The organism is Enterobacter sp. JBIWA008 (assembly GCF_019968765.1).
Lineage (GTDB): Bacteria > Pseudomonadota > Gammaproteobacteria > Enterobacterales > Enterobacteriaceae > Enterobacter.
The window spans coordinates 3,853,747-3,875,209 of sequence record NZ_CP074149.1; the positions used below are offsets into that span (position 1 = coordinate 3,853,747).

16 protein-coding genes are annotated in these 21,463 nt (G+C 56.4%); 6 read left to right on the plus strand and 10 right to left on the minus strand.

Annotated features, from left to right (window positions below):
- Window positions 1–67 precede the first annotated feature (67 nt).
- Together relA and rlmD are read right to left on the minus strand one after the other, a co-directional pair.
- Complete coding sequence (relA, locus tag KGP24_RS18620) at window positions 68–2,299, minus strand: GTP diphosphokinase (RefSeq protein WP_023309015.1); 2,232 nt, start codon at window positions 2,297–2,299, stop codon at window positions 68–70.
- 51 nt (window positions 2,300–2,350) lie between these two features.
- Complete coding sequence (gene rlmD / locus KGP24_RS18625; RefSeq protein WP_223561415.1) at window positions 2,351–3,649, minus strand: 23S rRNA (uracil(1939)-C(5))-methyltransferase RlmD; 1,299 nt, start codon at window positions 3,647–3,649, stop codon at window positions 2,351–2,353.
- Window positions 3,650–3,706: 57 nt separating this feature from the next.
- Here rlmD and barA point away from each other — a divergent pair, with 57 nt between their 5' ends.
- Window positions 3,707–6,466, plus strand: a complete 2,760-nt coding sequence (gene barA, locus KGP24_RS18630; protein WP_223561416.1) for a two-component sensor histidine kinase BarA — start codon at window positions 3,707–3,709, stop codon at window positions 6,464–6,466.
- Between the two features lie 95 nt (window positions 6,467–6,561).
- Here the strand turns inward: barA and KGP24_RS18635 are convergent, their stop codons facing one another.
- The 8 genes from KGP24_RS18635 to syd form a co-directional block, all read right to left on the minus strand.
- Entirely contained in the window at window positions 6,562–7,701 is a 1,140-nt protein-coding gene (locus KGP24_RS18635) for a glycerate kinase (RefSeq protein WP_223561417.1), read from the minus strand.
- Window positions 7,702–7,778: 77 nt separating this feature from the next.
- Window positions 7,779–9,116, minus strand: a complete 1,338-nt coding sequence (gudD, locus tag KGP24_RS18640) for a glucarate dehydratase (RefSeq protein WP_223561418.1) — start codon at window positions 9,114–9,116, stop codon at window positions 7,779–7,781.
- A 15-nt stretch (window positions 9,117–9,131) separates the two neighbouring features.
- Window positions 9,132–10,472: a glucarate dehydratase family protein gene (locus tag KGP24_RS18645; RefSeq protein WP_223561419.1), complete on the minus strand. Its 1,341-nt coding sequence runs from the start codon at window positions 10,470–10,472 to the stop codon at window positions 9,132–9,134.
- Window positions 10,472–11,827, minus strand: a complete 1,356-nt coding sequence (locus tag KGP24_RS18650; RefSeq protein WP_223561420.1) for an MFS transporter — start codon at window positions 11,825–11,827, stop codon at window positions 10,472–10,474. The genes KGP24_RS18645 and KGP24_RS18650 overlap by 1 nt, the downstream gene beginning before the upstream one ends.
- A 335-nt stretch (window positions 11,828–12,162) precedes the next feature.
- On the minus strand, window positions 12,163–12,612 hold the full coding sequence (locus KGP24_RS18655; RefSeq protein WP_023294459.1) for a flavodoxin: 450 nt from the start codon (window positions 12,610–12,612) through the stop codon (window positions 12,163–12,165).
- A 24-nt stretch (window positions 12,613–12,636) separates the two neighbouring features.
- Window positions 12,637–13,413, minus strand: coding sequence for a tRNA pseudouridine(65) synthase TruC (truC, locus tag KGP24_RS18660; protein ID WP_223561421.1), 777 nt, complete (start codon window positions 13,411–13,413; stop codon window positions 12,637–12,639).
- Window positions 13,410–13,739 carry a YqcC family protein gene (locus KGP24_RS18665; RefSeq protein ID WP_223561422.1) on the minus strand — a complete coding sequence of 110 codons (330 nt, stop codon included), beginning with the start codon at window positions 13,737–13,739 and terminating at the stop codon, window positions 13,410–13,412. Before KGP24_RS18665 ends, truC begins: the two co-directional genes overlap by 4 nt.
- 631 nt (window positions 13,740–14,370) lie before the next feature.
- Window positions 14,371–14,916, minus strand: a complete 546-nt coding sequence (gene syd, locus KGP24_RS18670) for a SecY-interacting protein (RefSeq protein ID WP_223561423.1) — start codon at window positions 14,914–14,916, stop codon at window positions 14,371–14,373.
- 69 nt (window positions 14,917–14,985) lie between these two features.
- Here syd and queF point away from each other — a divergent pair, with 69 nt between their 5' ends.
- The 5 genes from queF to xni all read left to right on the plus strand — a co-directional run bounded on the left by queF (window position 14,986) and on the right by xni (window position 21,410).
- Window positions 14,986–15,828 carry an NADPH-dependent 7-cyano-7-deazaguanine reductase QueF gene (gene queF / locus KGP24_RS18675; protein WP_023294462.1) on the plus strand — a complete coding sequence of 281 codons (843 nt, stop codon included), beginning with the start codon at window positions 14,986–14,988 and terminating at the stop codon, window positions 15,826–15,828.
- Window positions 15,829–15,944: 116 nt separating this feature from the next.
- Window positions 15,945–17,309, plus strand: a complete 1,365-nt coding sequence (ppnN, locus tag KGP24_RS18680) for a nucleotide 5'-monophosphate nucleosidase PpnN (RefSeq protein ID WP_008499641.1) — start codon at window positions 15,945–15,947, stop codon at window positions 17,307–17,309.
- 511 nt (window positions 17,310–17,820) lie between these two features.
- Window positions 17,821–19,110, plus strand: coding sequence for an HAAAP family serine/threonine permease (locus tag KGP24_RS18685; RefSeq protein ID WP_223561424.1), 1,290 nt, complete (start codon window positions 17,821–17,823; stop codon window positions 19,108–19,110).
- A 64-nt stretch (window positions 19,111–19,174) separates the two neighbouring features.
- Entirely contained in the window at window positions 19,175–20,542 is a 1,368-nt protein-coding gene (gene sdaB, locus KGP24_RS18690; protein ID WP_023333255.1) for an L-serine ammonia-lyase II, read from the plus strand.
- A 112-nt stretch (window positions 20,543–20,654) separates the two neighbouring features.
- A complete protein-coding gene (gene xni, locus KGP24_RS18695) occupies window positions 20,655–21,410 on the plus strand; it encodes a flap endonuclease Xni (RefSeq protein ID WP_223561425.1) in 756 nt (251 codons plus the stop codon).
- The last annotated feature ends 53 nt before the right edge of the window (window positions 21,411–21,463 follow it).

The following is a 21,463-nucleotide window of genomic DNA, read 5'->3' on the forward strand; positions in this document are numbered from 1 at the left end:
AGTTTTTTCCATTAAAAAAACAAGCCGGGTGGCGGCAAAGCCTTACCCGGCCTACAGAAGAGTGAGTTTAACCGCCGTGCAGACGACGCGCGTCAATCACATCCGGCACCTGGTTCAGCTTGCCGAGCACGCGGCCCAGCACCTGCAGGTTATAGATTTCGATGGTCATATCGATGGTGGCAAGCTGCTCGCGGGTATCGCTGCGGCTGGCGACACCCAGCACGTTGACCTTCTCGTTGGCGAGAATGGTCGTGATGTCGCGCAGCAGGCCGCTGCGGTCGTTGGCAGTGACGCGCACCACCAGCGAGTAGCCAGCGGAATAGCTCTCACCCCAGACCGCTTCCACGATGCGCTCCGGCGCATGCGACTGCAGCTCGGCAAGCTGGTCACAGTCGGAACGGTGAATCGAAATCCCGCGCCCCTGGGTGATAAAGCCGACGATATCGTCGCCCGGAATTGGCTGACAGCAGCGGGCAATGTGGTGCATCAGGTTACCTACGCCTTCGACCACCACGCGGCCGTTGTCTTTGCTGCGCTGCTGCGGCGCGTAGGTTTTCTGCTGCAGCTGCTTCAGCGCCGCCGCGTCCTGCTCTGCCGCGCTTGGCTTATTGAACTGCGCCTGCAGGAAGTTCACCATCTGATTCAGACGAATATCACCGCCGCCAATGGCCGCTAGCAGCTCGTCAAGCTCGTTGAAGTTGTAGCGCGGCAGCAGGAATTTCTCCGCCTCTTTCAGGCTTATCCCGATATGCTCCAGCTCGTCGTCGAGGATCTGGCGACCGGCAAGGATGTTCTTGTCACGATCCTGTTTACGGAACCAGGCATGAATTTTCGAGCGCCCGCGGCTAGTGGTGACATAGCCCAGGTTAGGGTTAAGCCAGTCACGGCTCGGGTTGGGCTGCTTCTGGGTAATGATTTCAATCTGGTCACCCATCTGCAGTTGATAGGTGAACGGAACGATACGTCCGCCAATTTTCGCCCCGATGCAGCGGTGCCCTACATCGCTGTGGATGTGGTAGGCAAAATCGAGCGGCGTAGAGCCCGCAGGCAGGTCGACAACGTCCCCTTTCGGGGTAAAGACATAGACCCGGTCATCAAAGACCTGGCTGCGCACTTCGTCGAGCATCTCGCCGGAGTCGGCCATCTCTTCCTGCCACGCAATCAGCTTACGCAGCCAGGCAATGCGGTCTTCGTGTCCTGAACGCGCTCCGCCGGAGGTTCCTTCTTTGTATTTCCAGTGCGCGGCCACGCCCAGCTCGGCGTCTTCATGCATCTGTTTGGTGCGGATCTGAATCTCGACCGTTTTACCGCCTGGGCCAAGCACAACGGTATGGATAGACTGATAGCCGTTCGGTTTGGGGTTGGCGACATAGTCATCGAACTCATCGGGCAGATGACGGAAGTGAGTGTGTACTATGCCCAGCGCGGCGTAGCAGTCCTGCAGACGCTCCGCCACGATACGCACGGCGCGCACGTCAAACAGCTCGTCAAAAGCGAGGTGTTTCTTCTGCATTTTGCGCCAGATGCTGTAGATATGCTTAGGCCGACCGTAGACTTCGGCGCGCACGTTCTCTTCTTTCATCGCCTGGCGCAGGCCGCCGACAAACTCCTCAATGTAGTGCTCGCGGTCAATACGGCGCTCGTGCAGGAGTTTGGCAATCCGTTTATATTCCGCCGGGTGCAGATAGCGGAAGCAGTAATCTTCCAGCTCCCATTTCAGCTGACCAATCCCTAAGCGGTTCGCCAGCGGTGCATAGATATTTGTACACTCTTTAGCAGCCAGCACGCGCTCGTCTTCCGGCGCATCCTTCACCTCGCGCAGGTGGGCAATACGCTCGGCAAGCTTGATGACCACGCAGCGGAAATCATCCACCATGGCCAGCAGCATCCGGCGAACGTTATCGACCTGCTCTGAGGAAACTGAATCTGTATGCGCGGCTTTAAGCTGACGAATGGCCGCCATATCGCGTACGCCGTGGATCAGCGCGACGACGGATTTCCCGACGCTGTCGCGCAGCACGTCTTCGCTGACCACGTCAGCATCCGCGAGGGGAAAGAGAAGCGCGGCCTGTAGCGTTTCAATATCCATGTTCAGCATGGATAAGATTTCCACCATCTCCACGCCGCGCCACAGGAGAAGATCGGCATCCGGATGCCCCTGCGTGGTGCGCAGACAATAGGCCCAGGTTTCGGTTAAGCGTTCACACGACTGCTGGCTGGAAATTCCCAGACTTGCGATCCATTTTTGTGGGTCAAACTCCCCAGCTTTATTGAGATGTGCACTTCTTACCGCAACCATTGTCCTCTCCTTTAGGGACCAGGGCCTGTCGAAGTCGACAAGCCAAACAAATTAGATGTGCTCGAACAACACCATCGATTCCAGATGACCAGTGTGCGGGAACATGTCCAGCATTGCCAGACGCTGAATTTGGTAACCCGCGCTGAGTAATGACTCACTATCCCGGGCAAGCGTAGCCGGGTTACAGGAAACATAGACCACACGCTTCGGCGCGAGTTTAATAATATGTGCCATCACACCCGGAGCACCGGCACGCGCCGGATCGAGCAAAATTTTATCAAATCCCTGCTTTGCCCAGGGCTGTTGGGTGACATCCTCCTCAAGATTCTGATGAAAGAATGTCACATTTTGCAAGCCGTTCTGCCGCGCGTTCTCCTGCCCTTTCGCCACCAGCGCCTCAACGCCTTCCACGCCGACGACGCTGGCCGCTTCTCGCGCCAGCGGCAGCGTGAAGTTGCCCATTCCGCAGAACAGATCGAGCACCCGATCGCTTTTCTGAACATCCAGCCACGTCAGCGCTTTCTCAACCATCAGTTGGTTAACGCCATCATTCACCTGAATGAAATCCCGCGGGCTGAACGTTAAGCGTAGCCCGTTTGACGCATACCAGGGCGCCTCACCGGTAACCTGCTCAAGTATCTCGCTTTGTGGTGCAAGGAAAAGCGCCAGGTCGTTGGAATGCGAAAAGCGTTCCAGTTTTTCGCGATCTTTTTTCGACAACGGCGCGGTATGGCGCAGGACCATCAGCGGTCCATTGTTTGCCATAACCAGCTCGACATGCCCGAGGTGGCGTACGTCGTCCAGTTCCGAGAGACAGGTGCGCACTTCCGGAAGCAACGCCTCAAGATGGGGCGCCAAAATGGGGCAATGCTGCACATCGACAATGTCACTGGAACCGGCCTTGCGAAATCCCATCTCCAGCCGCGCCGTTTTTGGCTGATAGCTGAGGCTCAGGCGCGCGCGGCGGCGATAGCCCCAGGGCGCATCGGCAAGAATTTCGTTAACGTCATGTTTGAGCAGACGCGCCAGAGCAGTGCTTTTACTTTTTTGCTGTAATTCTATGCTCGCATGCTGTTGCTGGCAGCCTCCGCAAACGCCAAAATGCGGGCAGCGGGGCTTTACGCGATCCGGGCTATCGCTGAGGCGACGCTTCACCTGGCCGCGCGCGAACTGGCGTTTATCTTCCGTCAGCGTAATTTCTGCTCGTTCTGTTGGCAGTAAACCTGTTATAAACAGAGCCTTACCATTGTGACGCGCCACTCCCTGACCAAACGGATCGAGGTCCGTGGCTTCAACAGTAATGATTTCACGCGTCGTCACGCGTCGCTTTGCAGAGTAGAATTGCGCCATCGCCGAGATTTTTCTCAAATAAACATAATTATCTTAATTGTCCCATAACGGAACGCCATGACCAACTACAGCCTGCGCGCGCGCATGATGATTTTGATCCTCGCCCCCACCGTTCTCATCGGTTTGCTGCTGAGTATCTTCTTTGTGGTGCACCGCTATAACGATTTGCAGCGACAGCTGGAAGATGCAGGTGCCAGCATTATTGAACCGCTCGCCGTCTCCAGCGAGTACGGGATGAACCTGCAAAACCGCGAATCCATTGGTCAGTTAATCAGCGTACTCCACCGCCGCCACTCGGACATCGTCCGCGCCATTTCCGTTTACGACGAACATAACCGCCTGTTTGTCACCTCGAATTTTCATCTCGATCCGGCGGCCCTGAAGATCCCGGACGGTACGCCATTCCCGCGTCACCTCACCGTATTGCGGCGCGGCGATATCATGATCCTGCGCACGCCTATCGTGTCGGAAAGCTATTCCCCCGATGAATCTGCGCAATCCGATGCCAAATCCAGCAATAACATGCTGGGATACGTGGCGCTGGAGCTGGATCTCAAGTCGGTCCGGCTACAGCAGTATAAAGAAATCTTCATCTCCGGCGTGATGATGCTTTTCTGCATCGGCATTGCGCTGATCTTCGGCTGGCGCCTGATGCGCGACGTGACGGGCCCCATCCGCAACATGGTTAATACGGTTGACCGCATCCGCCGGGGCCAGCTCGACAGCCGGGTGGAAGGGTTTATGCTGGGCGAGCTGGATATGCTGAAAAACGGCATCAACTCGATGGCGATGTCGCTGGCGGCGTATCACGAAGAGATGCAGCACAACGTTGACCAGGCTACGTCCGACCTGCGCGAAACGCTGGAGCAGATGGAGATCCAGAACGTTGAGCTGGATCTGGCGAAAAAGCGCGCCCAGGAAGCGGCGCGTATTAAGTCAGAATTCCTTGCCAATATGTCGCACGAGCTGCGTACGCCGCTCAATGGCGTGATCGGCTTCACCCGCCTGACGCTCAAAAGCGAGCTCAACCCTACTCAGCGCGATCACCTGCACACCATTGAACGCTCGGCCAACAACCTGCTGGCGATCATCAACGACGTGCTGGACTTCTCCAAGCTGGAAGCGGGCAAGCTGATCCTGGAGAGTATTCCCTTCCCGCTGCGCAGCACGCTCGATGAAGTGGTGACGCTGCTCGCGCACTCGTCGCACGACAAAGGTCTTGAGCTGACGCTCAACATTAAAAACGACGTGCCGGATAACGTCATTGGCGATCCGCTGCGCCTGCAGCAGGTCATTACCAACCTTGTCGGGAATGCCATTAAATTCACCGAAAGCGGTAATATCGACGTCCTGGTAGAGAAACGCTCTATCAGCAGCAATAAGGTCCAGATTGAAGTCCAGATCCGCGATACCGGCATTGGTATTCCGGAGCGGGATCAGTCGCGTCTGTTCCAGGCGTTCCGTCAGGCGGATGCCAGCATCTCCCGCCGTCATGGCGGCACCGGTCTGGGGCTGGTGATCACCCAGCGTCTGGTGAACGAGATGGGCGGCGATATCTCTTTCCACAGCCAGCCAAACCGCGGTTCAACCTTCTGGTTCCACATTAATCTGGACCTCAATCCGAACGTGCTGACCGATGGCCCGGTAACGGACTGCCTGAAAGGCAAGCGTCTGGCCTACGTTGAACCTAACGCTGCGGCGGCGCAGTGTGCGCTCGACATCTTAAGCACCACGCCGCTGGAGGTGGTCTACAGCCCAACCTTCTCCGCTCTGGCCGTTGAGCATTATGACATCCTGCTGATGGGGATCCCGGTCACCTTCACCGGCGAGCTGACCATGCAGCAGGAGCGGCTGGCGAAAGCCGCGTCGATGACCGACTACCTGCTGCTGGCGCTGCCTTGCCACGCGCAACTGAATGCAGAAGAGTTGAAAAATGACGGGGCCGCCGCCTGCTTGCTTAAACCGCTCACCGCGACCCGCCTGCTGCCCGCGCTCACGGAATATTGCCGTCTTAGCCAGCATGCCCTTCCGCTGATTAACGATGAGCAAAAATTGCCGATGAGCGTGATGGCGGTGGATGATAATCCGGCCAACCTGAAGCTGATTGGCGCATTGCTGGAAGACCAGGTTCAGCACGTTGAGCTGTGCACCAGCGGGGCGCAGGCGGTTGAACAGGCTAAGCAGATGCAGTTCGATTTAATCCTGATGGATATTCAGATGCCGGATATGGACGGCATTCGGGCCTGCGAGCTGATCCACCAGCTGCCGCATCAGCAGCAAACTCCGGTCATTGCGGTCACCGCGCACGCGATGGCCGGTCAGAAAGAGAAGCTGCTGAGCGCCGGGATGAACGATTACCTGGCAAAACCTATCGACGAAGAGAAACTCCATAACCTGCTGTTGCGCTATAAGCCGGGTCACATTAGCGGGACGTACACGGTATCCAGCGAGCCGGTTGAAATCAGCGTTAACCAGAACGCGACCTTTGACTGGCAGCTCGCGCTGCGCCAGGCGGCCGGTAAACCCGATTTGGCCCGCGACATGCTGCAAATGCTGGTCGCGTTTCTGCCGGAAATTCGTAATAAGGTGGAAGAACAGCTGGTAGGTGAAAACCCGGAAGATCTGCTGGACGCCATCCACAAGCTGCACGGTAGCTGCGGGTACAGCGGCGTACCGCGGCTGAAAAACCTCTGCCAGCTACTGGAGCAGCAGCTGCGTGCAGGCACGCCGGAATCGGAGCTTGAACCGGAATTCCTGGAGCTGCTGGATGAGATGGATAACGTGACGCGGGAAGCGATGAAGGTGTTAGGGAACTGAGGTAAAAGCCCGGTGGCGCTGCGCTTACCGGGCCTACGATTGCGGGTGCGGCCTGATGCCCTCACCCCGGCCCTCTCCCACGGGGAGAGGGAGAACTACATCCCCTGCCCGACTTTCAGCACCGCCGCGATATTTCTTGCGGCCATCCTGACGTTCTCGCTGGCATTTTCCAGCGCATCTTCCAGCGAGCAGATGGTGTAGATCACGCTAAACACCGCATCAATGCCGTGATCGTGTACCACGCCAACGTCCGCCGTCAGGCTTCCTGCAATGCCGATGACAGGTTTGTTAAAGCGTTTCGCCACTTTCGCCACGCCCACCGGGACTTTGCCGTGGATCGTCTGGCTGTCGATGCGACCTTCTCCCGTGATCACCAGATCCGCATCGGCCACCTGGTCGGCCAGGTGTAGCGCATCGGTGACGATCTCAATGCCCTGGCGCAGCTGCGCGCCGCAAAAGGCGTACAGCGCGGCCCCCATGCCACCCGCCGCTCCGCCGCCGGCAAGGTTTAACACATCGATATCCAAATCCCGGGCAATGACTCTCGCATACTGCTCCAGCGCGTTGTCCAGGGTAACGATCATCTCGGGAGTGGCCCCTTTTTGTGGGCCAAATACGGCTGACGCCCCATCCTTTCCGGTGAGCGGATTCGTCACATCACAGGCGACCTCTATCCGGCACTCCGCCAGACGTCTGTCCAGCCCGCTCAGGTCGATACGCGCGAGTTTTTCCAGCTCGCCTCCGCCCTGTCCAAGAGGCTGCTCGCTGGCATCCAGCAGCTTTGCCCCCAACGCCTGCACCATCCCTGCGCCGCCGTCATTGGTGGCGCTGCCGCCAATGCCAATAATGATATGCTTAACGCCCGCATCCAGCGCGTGACGAATAAGTTCGCCCGTGCCCCACGAGGTGGTTTTCAGGGGATTACGCTGCGAAGGAACGACCAGCTCCAGGCCGCTTGCCGCCGCCATTTCAATAAAGGCACTCTGCTCGTCACCGGATAAGCCATAAAATCCTTCCACGCGCTCACCCAGCGGGCCGGTCACCGGAACCTGCACAATGCGTCCCTGCGTTGCCGCGATCATCGCCTCAACCGTCCCTTCGCCACCGTCCGCTACCGGCAGTTTGACGTAAGCTGCCTCGGGAAAGATCTCGCGAAAACCACGTTCTATCGCTGTCGCAACCTCAAGCGCACTCAAACTTTCCTTATACGAGTCCGGTGCGATAACAATTTTCATAAGCCATCCTTACGCATAGTCGTTACGTTAAGCATACACCACGTAAAAGACCGCCCGTGGGAGCGGTCCCAATGCGTTTATCGTACCATGCACGGGCGTTTATTGTCGAATGTCCAGTCGGGGATCAGATACTGCATCGCCATCGCGTCGTCGCGCGCGCCCAGACCGTGTTTTTGATACAGCTCATGGGCTTTCATGACCTGGTCCATATCCAGCTCAACCCCCAGCCCCGGCGTGGAAGGCACCTGTACCATGCCACCTTTGATCTCAAACGGCTGTTTAGTCAGACGCTGATTACCTTCCTGCCAGATCCAGTGCGTGTCGATAGCGGTAATGTTGCCCGGCGCGGCGGCGGCAACGTGCGTGAACATCGCCAGCGACACGTCGAAGTGGTTATTAGAGTGCGAGCCCCAGGTCAGGCCAAACTCGTGACACATTTGCGCCACGCGCACCGACCCCTGCATCGTCCAGAAATGCGGGTCCGCCAGCGGAATATCGACAGACTGTAATGACAGGGTGTGTCCCATCTGACGCCAGTCGGTGGCAATCATATTGGTCGCGGTCGGCAGCCCTGTAGCGCGGCGGAATTCCGCCATGACTTCACGGCCCGAGAAGCCCTGTTCAGCCCCACACGGATCTTCCGCATACGCCAGCACGCCTTTCAGCTGTTTACCAATCGCAATGGCTTCATTAAGCGACCATGCACCGTTCGGATCCAGCGTCACGCGCGCCTGCGGGAAACGTTTTGCCAGCGCGGTGACGGCTTCCGCCTCTTGCTCACCGGCCAGCACGCCGCCCTTCAGTTTGAAATCATTAAAGCCATATTTTTCGTACGCGGCCTCCGCCAGGCGCACCACCGCATCCGGGGTCATCGCCTCGTCGTGGCGGAGTCGGTACCAGTCGCATTGTTCATCCGCCTGGCTCTGATAAGGCAATGGCGTCAGCTTGCGGTCGCCGACAAAGAACAGATAGCCCAGCATTTCCACTTCGCTGCGCTGCTGCCCCTCGCCCAACAGCGACGCAACGTTGACGCTCAGATGCTTGCCCAGCAGATCCAGCATCGCGGATTCAATCCCGGTCACCACGTGAATGGTGGTGCGCAGATCGAAGGTCTGCAGGCCACGCCCTCCGGCATCGCGATCGGCAAAGGTGTTGCGCACGGTGTTCAGGACATTTTTGTACTCGCCCAGCGTTTTGCCCACCACCAGCGGAATGGCATCTTCCAGGGTCTGGCGGATCTTCTCCCCGCCCGGAATTTCGCCCACGCCCGTATGGCCGGAATTGTCTTTGATAATGACAATATTGCGGGTAAAGAACGGCGCATGCGCGCCGCTCAGGTTCATCAGCATGCTGTCATGGCCCGCAACCGGAATGATTTGCATGGAAGTGACGACAGGGGTCGTAAAAGTACTCATCGTGTAATCCTTTTATCAGTGACGTCCAAAAACAGGGCGCTTACGGTCAAATGTCCAGCCGGGGATAAGGTACTGCATCGGGCCCGCGTCGTTACGCGCACCGCCCGGTAGCTTTTTATACGCCTCATGGGCTTTATGGATCTGATCCCAGTCAATCTCCACGCCCAGGCCCGGCGCATCCGGTACGGCAATCTTGCCATTGATGATTTCCAGCGGATTTTTCGTCAGGCGGGCTTCCCCTTCCTGCCAAATCCAGTGGGTATCGATGGCGGTCGGGTTACCCGGCGCCGCCGCGCCAACGTGGGTAAACATCGCCAGCGAAATATCAAAGTGGTTGTTCGAGTGACAGCCCCAGGTCAGCCCCCAGTCATCGCACAGCTGCGCCACGCGCACTGCACCTGAAAGCGTCCAGAAGTGAGGGTCCGCCAGCGGAATGTCGACGGCGTTGAGCATCACCGCATGACCCATTTCACGCCAGTTGGTGGCGATCATATTGGTCGCGACAGGCAGCCCGGTGGCGCGACGGAACTCGGCCATGACTTCACGGCCCGAGAAGCCCTGCTCAGCGCCACAGGGGTCTTCCGCATAGGTCAGGACATCCCCCAGCCCTTTGCAAAGGCTAATCGCTTCATCCAGCAGCCACGCGCCGTTGGGATCGACGGTGATTCGCGCATCCACAAAGCGTTTTTTCAGCGCCCGGGCCGTTTCAATTTCCTGCTCGCCGGGCAGCACGCCGCCCTTCAGCTTGAAATCCTTAAAGCCGTAGCGATCCTGCGCCGCCTCGGCCAGCCGCACCACCGCGTCGCTGGAGAGCGCTTCCTGGTGGCGCAGCTGATACCAGTCGTGATCGCCCGTGGATCGAGCAAGATAAGGGAGGTCTGTCTTATTGCGATCGCCAACGTAAAACAGATAGCCCAGCACGGTGACCGCATCACGCTGTTTGCCGGGCCCCAGCAGCTCGCAAACCGGAACATTGAGCGCCTTACCCAGTAAGTCGAGCAGCGCGGCCTCCAGGGCGGCGACCGCGTTGACGCGCAGTTCGAACGTCCAGGCACCTTTACCGAACGTATCAAAATCTGCGGACTGATTGCCTTTATGCACCCGCTGAACCACTTTGTTCAGACGGGCGATCTCCTGCCCTACCACCTGCGGAATGGCATCGACCAGCGTCTGGTAGATCACCTCTCCGCCAGGGGCCTCGCCCACGCCGGTATTCCCTGAGCTGTCTTTCAGCACGACGATATTACGGGTAAACCAGGCGTTATGCGCACCGCCAATATTGAGCAGCATACTGTCCTGCCCGGCCACCGGGATAACCTTCATCTCCGTGACGGTTGGACTCGATTGCGTTGTCATTATCCACGCTCCGCAACAGGTTTAAGTTCGACGCGTTTGATATCCCCCACCAGCACCAGGTAACTCAGCACCGCCACCAGCGCATGCACCCCCACGTAAATCAGCGCCCCGTTGAAAGAGCCGGTGGTGCCGACGATGTAGCCGATAGCGATGGGCGTAACAATCCCGGAAATGTTGCCGAACATGTTGAACAGTCCGCCGCTCAGGCCGCTGATCTCTTTCGGTGCCGTATCCGCCATCACTGCCCAGCCCAGTGCGCCAATGCCTTTGCCGAAGAAGGCCATCGCCATAAAGCCGATAATCATCCATTCGGCGCTGACGTAGTTACAGAACACCATGGTCATAGAGAGCAGCATGCCGAGCACAATCGGCGTTTTACGCGCGATGTTCAGGGACCCCGTGCGGCGCATCAGCCAGTCGGAAATCACCCCACCGAGCACGCCACCGACGAAGCCGCAGATGGCCGGAACCGAGGCGACAAACCCCGCTTTAAGAATCGACATGCCTCGTGCCTGCACCAGGTATACCGGGAACCAGGTGATGAAGAAGTAGGTTAAGGCGTTAATACAGTACTGGCCCAGATAGATGCCGATCATCATGCGCGAGCCGACGAGCTGCTTGATCTGCGCCCATTTCTGGCGGAACGGGACTTTTGCTTTTGCAGATTTCTGATCCATATTGATCAGCGCTCCGCCTTCCGCAATGTACTCCAGCTCTTTTTTGTTCACGCCAGGATGCTGGTTGGGTTCGTGGATCACTTTCAGCCAGACGAAGCTGATGACGATCCCAAGCCCGCCCATGAAGAAGAAGACGTGTGACCAGCCCACCTCATGCGTCAGCCAGCCCATTATTGGCGCGAAGATAACCGTTGCGAAATACTGTGCGGAGTTGAAAATCGCCACCGCCGTTCCCCTCTCCTGCGCCGGGAACCAGGCCGCCACAATGCGGCTGTTGCCCGGGAAGGAAGGCGCTTCCGCTAACCCCACCAGGAAGCGCAGCGTGAAGAGCGCCACGATAATGCCGAAGCCGCTGAAGATATCGACGAAGCCCTGCAGCAGGGTAAAGGCAGACCAGATGAAGATGGACCAGAAATAGACGCGTTTCGAGCCAAAACGGTCCAGCAGCCAGCCGCCAGGGATTTGCCCGATGACGTAGGCCCATGAGAATGCGGAGAAAACGTAACCCATGCCCACCGGATCAAGGCCGATATCTTTTGCCATTTCCGAACCGGCAATCGACAGCGTGGCGCGGTCACCATAGTTAAAGGACGTGACGATAAACAGCATCACCACTATCCAGTAGCGGGCATTAGTACGCTTTTCAGCGCTGCTCGCTGCGTGGCTTAATGTACTCATTGTTGCACTCCTGAAACATAGCTTTCGCCTGGTTCATTCTGTACAGCACCGGTAGGGTAATCAGAATGAGACTTGTGTTTTGTCGTTTTGGTACGGCCTGAAGCCGTTTTATAGTGACCGGGAAAGTATATGAAGGAGTGATACGTTCTCTCACCGTGCAGAAACACAGTATTGAAGGGTGTATGAGAGGTTGTTTATGGCATAAGCCCAAGGGAGTGGAAGGTGGTTCACGGAATTGGCGTTTGGTGCGGTATGTAGCGCCGGGTGGCAGCTCCGCCTGACCCGGCCTGGAAAACCCGTAGTCCCGTGCAAGCGAAGCGCCGCCGGGCAGCGTGTTATTTGAGAAGTGAGGCCCAGTTCTCCACCCACGGGTTTGATTCGCTTTCTGGCTCCGGGTGCTCCCCGGCATCAATCAACAGCATCTCGCCGACGCGCTGGGCGCTCTGTTCCTGCAGGAGGGCATCGAACTGCTTGCCGCCGCCACAGAAGTTGGCGTAAGAGCTGTCGCCGAGAGCGATAATGCCGTAGTGAACATCTGGCTGATAGCCAAGCTGGTCTTTAATGCCCTGGAACAGCGGCACGATGCTGTCCGGCAGATCGCCCTGCCCGGTGGTAGAGGTCACCACCAGAATGTATTTATCTTTATACTTTTCCCAGTCTGCCAGCTCCGGATCCTCATAGACCGTGGCTTTATGGCCCTGGCTGGCAAGTATTGCCTCAGCCTCTTCCGCTACCAGCAGCGAGTTGCCGTACATTGTGCCGACAAAAATGCCTACTTCAGCCATGCTATTTTCCCATATTGAATGCGCTTACTCTTCATCCTGAACGTTGCCCGATACAAACTCAACCCTTTCATTTTCGGGGAGTTGTCCCAGCCACCCAAACTGTGACAGCGCCTGCATCCAGACGTCATCCAGCCCCGCACGGATAGTCAGCGGTTCGCCGGTAAAGGGGTGCGTCAGGCTCAGCTCGCTGGCGTGCAGCATCAGACGATGGCAGCCAAAGCGTTCGGCCGCACTGCGGTTCTGGCGCAAATCACCGTGTTTGCTGTCGCCAATAATCGGGTGGCGCAGGTGCGCAAGATGGCGTCGCAGCTGGTGCTTACGCCCGGTTTTAGGCAGAAGCTCAACCAGGCTGTAGCGCGTGGTCGGGAATTTGCTGGTTGCAACCGGCATTTCGGTCGTCGCCATGCCGCGATAATCCGTCACTGCGGGCTGGGGACCTTTGTCATCGCGGGCAAATTTATCGGCGATTTTGTCCAGCTCCTCCACCAGCGGGTAGTCCAGCGTGGCGGACTCGGTCAGCCAGCCGCGCACGATCGCGTGGTAGCGTTTCTGGATCTGGTGCTGTTCAAACTGCTGTGAAAGCAGGCGTCCCGCCTCGCTGGAAAGCCCCATCAGCAGCACGCCGGAGGTCGGCCTGTCGAGACGATGGGCGGTAAAAACATGCTGACCAATCTGATCGCGAACGGTCTGCATCACCACCACTTTCTCATCACGATCGAGCCAGCTGCGGTGTACCAGCCAGCCTGACGGTTTATTCACCGCCACCAGCCACTCGTCCTGATAGAGGATCTCAAGCGTCATGCATCTTCACCGGCAAACAGGGCATCCAGTTTTTCCAGTTCGACCAGCATCACGTCGCGCGCAGGGTGCGTCGTCTCGAGCGCCATTTCATAATAGGGAGAGACAGCAAACGCCTTCGGCAGCGGATGACCGCCCTCAAGCAACGCATGCATGCGCGGAATTAATACCCACTGCAGCCACTCAAACGGGGCCAGCGTATCCAGGCAGAAGGGCTGGGTGCTCGCGAACGCTTCTGGCTGCGGCGCGATCTCCTGCCACAGCTGATGTTGGCGCAAAAGGGCTTCGATGGCGTGCAACTGAGCACGAACGCTATCGTGTTGCGTCATAGTAACCTCAACTGAAAAAGTGAACGGCGCGCAGCATAGCACTGCGGAAGGCAGAAATAAAAAAAGGGAGCACTGTAAAAACAGTGCTCCCGGTTCGTTTCGCAGCATTCCAGCTACAATTCGTGCTCCCTGCTCATCCGTGACAACTTTTCCTGAAGCCCGAAGGCCTGGTCATCCGTAAGCCAATGCATCTTGCACACATCTTCCTGACGTGTTTGTCTCATCCTGAAACGTCCTGGCCTTCCTGACCCACCGACCATCCTGACCGGCTCTCGTTCTCCTTCCTGGAGGTGTCCGTTACGCATCCTGCGATATCCACTTTGCTTCATCCTGAAGCCTTCCTGCAGCGCCATCCTGACGAGTCCTGAGTGAGAAACGCCATCATCCTGATGTTCGTATCTCGTGTCGACGTCATGTCAACGGAGATAGAATCCGCTATTCCGCTTCGTCTTACAACCCACTCAGCCAGAGTTGTAAGACGCCGGAACTCCCTAAAAATAATAGGATGAACAACTAATCCATTGAAAAATAGATTGATATTAATCTGAATTAAATGAGGTAATACTGAATGTTCCAGCGATCTCTCACAAACGTTGTAAGAGATCTCTCACACGCACTATAGCATGATGGATTACAGAAGTGGCTCAAGTCGGGTGAGGAAATCCGCAAGAGAGGGAGCGAGAGTCTCGCGATTGCGGGTACCGATAGTCTCTTTAACCACTTCACCTGACAGATTACAGACGGAGATAACGTCCAGTTCGCTGTCCAGCGTGGCGATAAAGAGCGTCGGAGAAAGCTTAAGGCGTTTTTGCGTGACCAGATGACCAATCAGGTTTTCCTGAACACGCCGCAGATCGTCTTCGCTCCAGGTCTGCAACAGCGTCAGCGTAATATCAGCAAAGCGCGCGGGCATATCCCCTGCGAACTGCACGGTATAAAATGCGTGAACCGCTGGTTGTACCACAATGTCCATTGCCCGCTCAACCGCATTTACATTTTGCTCGCCGGTATACGGCTTCGGCTGCCAGATTACGTAATCATCAGGTGAAGAGATAATGCACGGCGATGGCACGCCATATAAATCAGTGCTTTGCGGCCAAGTACCCTGCTTTTCAAGCCATGCGTCGCAGTAGCGGGTCGTGAAGGTAGTGAGGGCATTTGCAGTTTCGATGTCCACCGATTTCTCTCTTCTTGTCAGACAGGATAAACTCAGGCCATAAGTGTACCTGTAAAGTGGCTATGAAACATGTCTTACGAAAATCATCAGGCGTTAACCGGCTTAACGCTGGGTAAATCAACCGATTACCGCGATACCTACGATGCAAGCCTGCTGCAGGGCGTGCCGCGCAGCCTGAACCGCGATCCTCTGGGACTGCACGCGGACGCTCTGCCGTTCGTGGGTGGCGACATCTGGACGCTGTACGAACTCTCATGGCTCAACGCACGCGGCCTGCCGCAGGTGGCGGTGGGCCACGTTGAGCTGGACTACGCCAGCGTGAACCTCGTCGAGTCCAAAAGCTTTAAGCTCTATCTCAACAGCTTTAACCAGACAAAATTCAACAGCTGGGACGACGTTCAGCGCACGCTGGAACGTGATTTAAGCGCCTGCGCGCAGGGAAAGGTGAGCGTTTCACTGTATCGCCTGCACGAGCTGGAAGGACAGCCAGTCGCCCACTTCAACGGGACCTGTATCGACGATCAGGATATTGAGGTAGAGAATTATGAATTCAGCGCCGATTACCTCGAAAACGCGGCGAGCGGAAAGGTGGTCGAAGAGACGCTGGTCAGCCATCTGCTGAAATCCAACTGCCTGATCACCCACCAGCCGGACTGGGGCTCGGTGCAGATCCAGTACCGCGGCCCGAAAATTGACCGGGAAAAGCTGCTGCGCTACCTGGTGTCGTTCCGCCATCACAATGAATTCCACGAGCAGTGTGTGGAGCGTATCTTTAGCGATATTCAGCGTTTCTGCCAGCCAGAAAAACTGAGCGTTTACGCGCGCTACACCCGCCGTGGCGGTCTGGACATCAACCCGTGGCGCACCAACACCGATTTTGTGCCGGCGACGGGACGGCTGGTGCGTCAATAATATAAATATTTTCACAATATGCGCGGTATCTTCCGCGCTTTAGGTTGTGAAACGTCACGCGCCAGGGCTATTGTAATCAACAGGGAAAGACGATAATCGTCCCGTAAGGAGCTCACTTGATTACACATATTAGCCCACTTGGCTCAATGGATATGTTGTCGCAGCTGGAAGTGGACATGCTTAAGCGCACGGCCAGCAGCGATCTTTATCAACTGTTTCGTAACTGTTCACTTGCCGTACTGAACTCCGGAAGCCTGACAGATAACAGTAAAGAACTGCTGTCCCGCTTCGAAAGCTTTGATATCAACGTTCTGCGCCGCGAGCGTGGCGTGAAGCTTGAAGTCATCAACCCGCCGGAAGAGGCCTTTGTCGACGGGCGCATCATTCGTTCACTTCAGGCTAACCTGTTTGCCGTGCTGCGTGACATCCTCTTTGTTAACGGGCAGATCCACAACGCAGGCCGTTTCCAGCATCTCGACCTGGAAAGCTCGGTCCATATCACTAACCTGGTGTTCTCCATTTTGCGTAACGCCCGTGCCCTGCACGTTGGCGAAGCGCCGAACATGGTCGTCTGCTGGGGCGGCCACTCCATCAACGAAACCGAATACCTTTATGCGCGTCGGGTGGGCACCCAGCTCGGCCTGCGCGAGCTGAATATCTGTACCGGCTGTGGTCCCGGTGCGATGGAGGCGCCAATGAAAGGTGCCGCAGTGGGACACGCGCAACAGCGTTATAAAGAGGGGCGGTTTATCGGCATGACCGAGCCGTCAATCATTGCCGCTGAGCCGCCTAACCCGCTGGTTAACGAGCTGATTATCATGCCGGATATCGAGAAGCGTCTTGAAGCGTTTGTCCGTATCGCCCACGGCATCATCATCTTCCCGGGCGGCGTGGGGACAGCGGAAGAGCTACTCTATCTGCTGGGTATTCTGATGAATCCGGCCAACAAAGATCAGGTTCTGCCGCTGATCCTGACCGGGCCAAAAGAGAGCGCTGACTACTTCCGCGTGCTGGACGAGTTTATCGTGCACACGCTGGGCGAAGCCGCGCGTCGTCACTATCGCATTATCATTGATGATGCCGCGGAAGTGGCGCGTCAAATGAAAAAAGCGATGCCGCTGGTGAAAGAGAACCGCCGGGATACTGGCGATGCCTACAGCTTTAACTGGTCCATCCGTATTGCGCCAGACCTGCAGATCCCGTTTGAGCCTTCGCACGAGAATATGGCTAACCTGAAACTCTACCCGGACCAGCCGGTGGAAGTTCTGGCGGCCGATCTGCGTCGCGCCTTCTCCGGGATTGTGGCGGGCAACGTCAAAGAAGTCGGCATCCGCGCGATAGAGCAGTACGGTCCGTACAAGATCCACGGCGACCCGGAGATGATGCGCCGTATGGATGACATGCTGCAGGGCTTCGTCGCTCAGCACCGCATGAAGCTCCCAGGCTCAGCCTATATTCCTTGCTACGAAATCTGCACCTAACGCTCAGCAGCATCTCATCAAAACCGGGTCGCCCTCGCGCGTCCCGGTTTTTTTTACCGAAGAAATTCATAGGCATCACTTATATCTTTTACAAACTATTCACAAACGCAAACGATTACCTCATTTTTACAACCGTAAGTTATCAGCCTTAATCCAAATTACCCGCCAGAAAATCCTAAAAACCCAATTCTTTACAGCTAAAGACACCTATATCACGGGTCAGTCTTTCAGCCCACATGTCGTTGGTGGTAGCCTTCGCGCCCGTAAATTCTATTTGATGTTTTTTTAACAGATAAATGGTCTAAAGATGCCCACATCATAAGTGGATTATTGCATTTGGGATCACGATCACTGATAGATTCATAACTAGAATGTATCTTTCCGCCCGCCAATAGTTACGGGCGAAAATTATTAAAAAACCGTCACTGAACGAATTTCATATTACCGTCAGGCACTTTTTCATCGGATTTGACTAAAAAACCTGACAATTCGCTTCCTCCAGGAGATATAGATGGAAACCACTCAAACCAGCACCGTTGCTTCGATTGAATCCCGAAGTGGTTGGCGCAAAACGGATACCATGTGGATGCTTGGCCTTTACGGCACAGCAATCGGCGCTGGTGTACTGTTCCTTCCTATCAACGCAGGCGTCGGCGGTCTGATCCCGCTGATCATTATGGCTATCATTGCTTTCCCGATGACCTTCTTTGCACACCGCGGCCTGACCCGCTTCGTGCTGTCCGGTAAAAATCCGGGTGAAGACATCACTGAAGTTGTTGAAGAACATTTCGGCGTTGGTGCAGGTAAACTGATTACCCTGCTCTACTTCTTCGCGATTTACCCAATCCTGCTGGTTTACAGCGTGGCGATTACCAACACCGTTGAAAGCTTCATGGCGCACCAGTTGCACATGACGCCTCCTCCGCGTGCCATTCTGTCTCTGATCCTGATTGTCGGCATGATGACCATCGTGCGCTTCGGTGAGCAGATGATCGTAAAAGCGATGAGCGTGCTGGTCTTCCCGTTCGTGATTGCTCTGATGGTACTGGCCTGCTACCTGATCCCACAGTGGAACGGTGCAGCGCTTGAAACCCTGTCCCTGAGCAGCGCATCTGCAACCGGTAACGGACTGCTGATGACACTCTGGCTGGCAATTCCGGTAATGGTGTTCTCCTTCAACCACTCCCCAATCATCTCTTCCTTCGCCGTTGCGAAACGTGAAGAGTACGGTAATGGCGCAGAGAAGAAGTGCTCCAGCATCCTGGCACGCGCTCACATCATGATGGTACTGACCGTTATGTTCTTCGTCTTCAGCTGCGTACTGAGCCTTTCTCCGGCGGATCTGGCGGCAGCGAAAGAGCAGAACATCTCTATTCTGTCCTACCTGGCAAACCACTTTAACGCACCGGTTATTGCGTGGATGGCACCTATCATCGCGATTATTGCCATCACCAAATCCTTCCTCGGCCACTACCTGGGCGCGCGTGAAGGCTTCAACGGTATGGTGATTAAATCTCTGCGCGGTAAAGGCAAGAGCATTGAAATCAACAAGCTGAACAAAATCACTGCACTGTTCATGCTGCTCACCACCTGGGCGGTAGCAACCCTGAACCCAAGCATCCTGGGCATGATTGAAACCCTGGGCGGCCCGGTCATCGCGATGATTCTGTTCCTGATGCCGATGTACGCGATTCAGAAAGTCCCTGCGATGCGTAAATACAGCGGCCATATCAGCAACGTGTTCGTTGTGATTATGGGCCTGATTGCCATCTCCGCGATTTTCTACTCGCTGTTCAGCTAATACCTCCTGCGCCGTCCCCGGACGGCGCACTCCTCCCTCTCTGACTGAAAGCAATGGACGCATCATGATTAGCGTATTCGATATCTTCAAAATCGGTATTGGTCCTTCCAGCTCTCACACCGTCGGACCAATGAAAGCCGGTAAGCAGTTCACGGATGACTTGATTGCACGCGGCATCTTGCATGACATTACCCGCGTGGTTGTCGATGTGTACGGCTCGCTTTCCCTGACCGGGAAAGGCCACCATACCGATATCGCCATTATCATGGGCCTGGCGGGAAATCTGCCGGATACCGTTGATATTGATGCGATCCCTGGTTTCATCCAGGACGTCAACACCCACGGTCGCCTGCTGCTGGCGAACGGTGAGCATGAGGTTGAATTCCCGGTTGACCACTGCATGAATTTCCATGCGGACAACCTGTCGCTGCACGAAAACGGCATGCGCATTACCGCGCTGGCCGGCGACAAAGCGGTATACAGCCAGACTTATTACTCAATCGGCGGCGGTTTTATCGTCGACGAAGACCACTTTGGTCAAACCGATAACGCTTCTGTCGAGGTGCCGTATCCGTACAAAACGGCGGCGGACCTTCAGCGTCACTGCCAGGAGACGGGCCTTTCCCTCTCCGGCCTGATGATGAAAAACGAGCTGGCACTTCACAGCAAAGAAGAGCTCGAACAGCACTTCACTAACGTCTGGGAAGTGATGCGCGGCGGTATTGAGCGTGGGATCACCACCGAAGGCGTTCTGCCGGGCAAGCTTCGCGTGCCGCGTCGTGCTGCAGCGCTGCGCCGTATGCTGGTGAGCACCGACAAAACGACAACGGACCCAATGGCCGTTGTAGACTGGATCAACATGTTCGCACTGGCGGTAAACGAAGAGAACGCTGCCGGAGGCCGCGTGGTCACTGCGCCGACCAACGGCGCCTGCGGTATCGTTCCGGCGGTGCTGGCGTACTACGACAAGTTTATCCGTGAAGTGAACGCGAACTCACTGGCGCGCTACCTGCTGGTCGCCAGTGCGATTGGTTCGCTGTATAAGATGAACGCGTCCATTTCCGGTGCGGAAGTGGGCTGTCAGGGTGAAGTCGGCGTGGCATGCTCCATGGCGGCGGCGGGTCTGGCCGAACTGTTAGGTGCAAGCCCGACACAGGTTTGCATTGCTGCGGAAATCGGCATGGAACATAACTTGGGACTGACCTGTGACCCGGTTGCCGGACAGGTACAGGTACCGTGCATCGAGCGTAACGCGATTGCCTCCGTGAAGGCGGTGAACGCGGCACGTATGGCGCTGCGCCGCACCAGCGAGCCGCGCGTCTGCCTCGATAAGGTTATCGAAACCATGTACGAAACCGGTAAAGATATGAACGCCAAATACCGCGAAACCTCTCGCGGCGGCCTGGCGATGAAGATCGTTACCTGCGATTAAGCCTCTCAGGAAGCCTCGTTTTGCGAGGCTTCTTCCTGTTTTCCCCACCATTCATAGTTTCACGCTGCTGACAGTGTTACCCTTCACGCATGAGATAGAAGGGAGATTATCTGTGGCCGTTCATTTACTTATCGTCGATGCTCTTAACCTGATTCGCCGTATCCATGCGGTACAGGGGACGCCTTGTAAAGACACCTGTCTGCACGCGCTGGAACAGCTCATCCGCCACAGTGAGCCCACCCACGCGGTCGCGGTATTTGATGACGAAGCCCGCGACACGGGCTGGCGACACCAGCGTCTGCCGGACTACAAAGGCGGACGCGCCCCGATGCCGGACGATCTTCACGCTGAATTGCCCATGCTGCGCGCTGCATTTGAACAGCGGGGCGTCCCCTGCTGGGGTGCACAGGGAAATGAAGCTGACGATCTCGCGGCCACCCTGGCCGTAAAAGTGGCAAGTGCCGGTCATCAGGCCACTATCGTTTCAACTGACAAAGGCTACTGCCAGCTGCTCTCTCCGACTATCCGCATTCGCGACTATTTTCAAAAACGCTGGCTGGACGCGCCGTTTATTGCCAGCGAGTTCGGCGTCTCGCCTGAGCAACTGCCGGATTACTGGGGGCTGGCAGGCATAAGCAGTTCTAAGGTTCCGGGTGTCGCCGGTATTGGGCCGAAGAGCGCCGCGCAGCTGCTGGCCGATTTTCAGAGTCTGGAAGGGATTTACGCCCGTCTGGATGAGGTGCCGGAAAAGTGGCGCAAGAAGCTGGAGGCGCATAAAGAGATGGCGTTTATCTGCCGGGAAATCGCAACGCTACAGACGGATTTGCAGATGGACGGGAATTTACAGCAGCTGCGTTTACAACGTTAAAACGACTACACGGTGTTGTAGGCCCGGTAAGCGCAGCGCCACCGGGCAAAACA

Coding starts and splice junctions, on each gene's coding strand:
- KGP24_RS18685 (WP_223561424.1), top strand. CDS start 17,821: ATGGAAACCACTCAAACCAGCACCGTTGCTTCGATTGAATCCCGAAGT.
- KGP24_RS18650 (WP_223561420.1), bottom strand. CDS start 11,827: ATGAGTACATTAAGCCACGCAGCGAGCAGCGCTGAAAAGCGTACTAAT.
- KGP24_RS18635 (WP_223561417.1), bottom strand. CDS start 7,701: ATGAAAATTGTTATCGCACCGGACTCGTATAAGGAAAGTTTGAGTGCG.
- sdaB (WP_023333255.1), top strand. CDS start 19,175: ATGATTAGCGTATTCGATATCTTCAAAATCGGTATTGGTCCTTCCAGC.
- KGP24_RS18655 (WP_023294459.1), bottom strand. CDS start 12,612: ATGGCTGAAGTAGGCATTTTTGTCGGCACAATGTACGGCAACTCGCTG.
- KGP24_RS18645 (WP_223561419.1), bottom strand. CDS start 10,472: ATGACAACGCAATCGAGTCCAACCGTCACGGAGATGAAGGTTATCCCG.
- queF (WP_023294462.1), top strand. CDS start 14,986: ATGTCTTACGAAAATCATCAGGCGTTAACCGGCTTAACGCTGGGTAAA.
- relA (WP_023309015.1), bottom strand. CDS start 2,299: ATGGTTGCGGTAAGAAGTGCACATCTCAATAAAGCTGGGGAGTTTGAC.
- gudD (WP_223561418.1), bottom strand. CDS start 9,116: ATGAGTACTTTTACGACCCCTGTCGTCACTTCCATGCAAATCATTCCG.
- barA (WP_223561416.1), top strand. CDS start 3,707: ATGACCAACTACAGCCTGCGCGCGCGCATGATGATTTTGATCCTCGCC.
- truC (WP_223561421.1), bottom strand. CDS start 13,413: ATGACGCTTGAGATCCTCTATCAGGACGAGTGGCTGGTGGCGGTGAAT.
- rlmD (WP_223561415.1), bottom strand. CDS start 3,649: ATGGCGCAATTCTACTCTGCAAAGCGACGCGTGACGACGCGTGAAATC.
- KGP24_RS18665 (WP_223561422.1), bottom strand. CDS start 13,739: ATGACGCAACACGATAGCGTTCGTGCTCAGTTGCACGCCATCGAAGCC.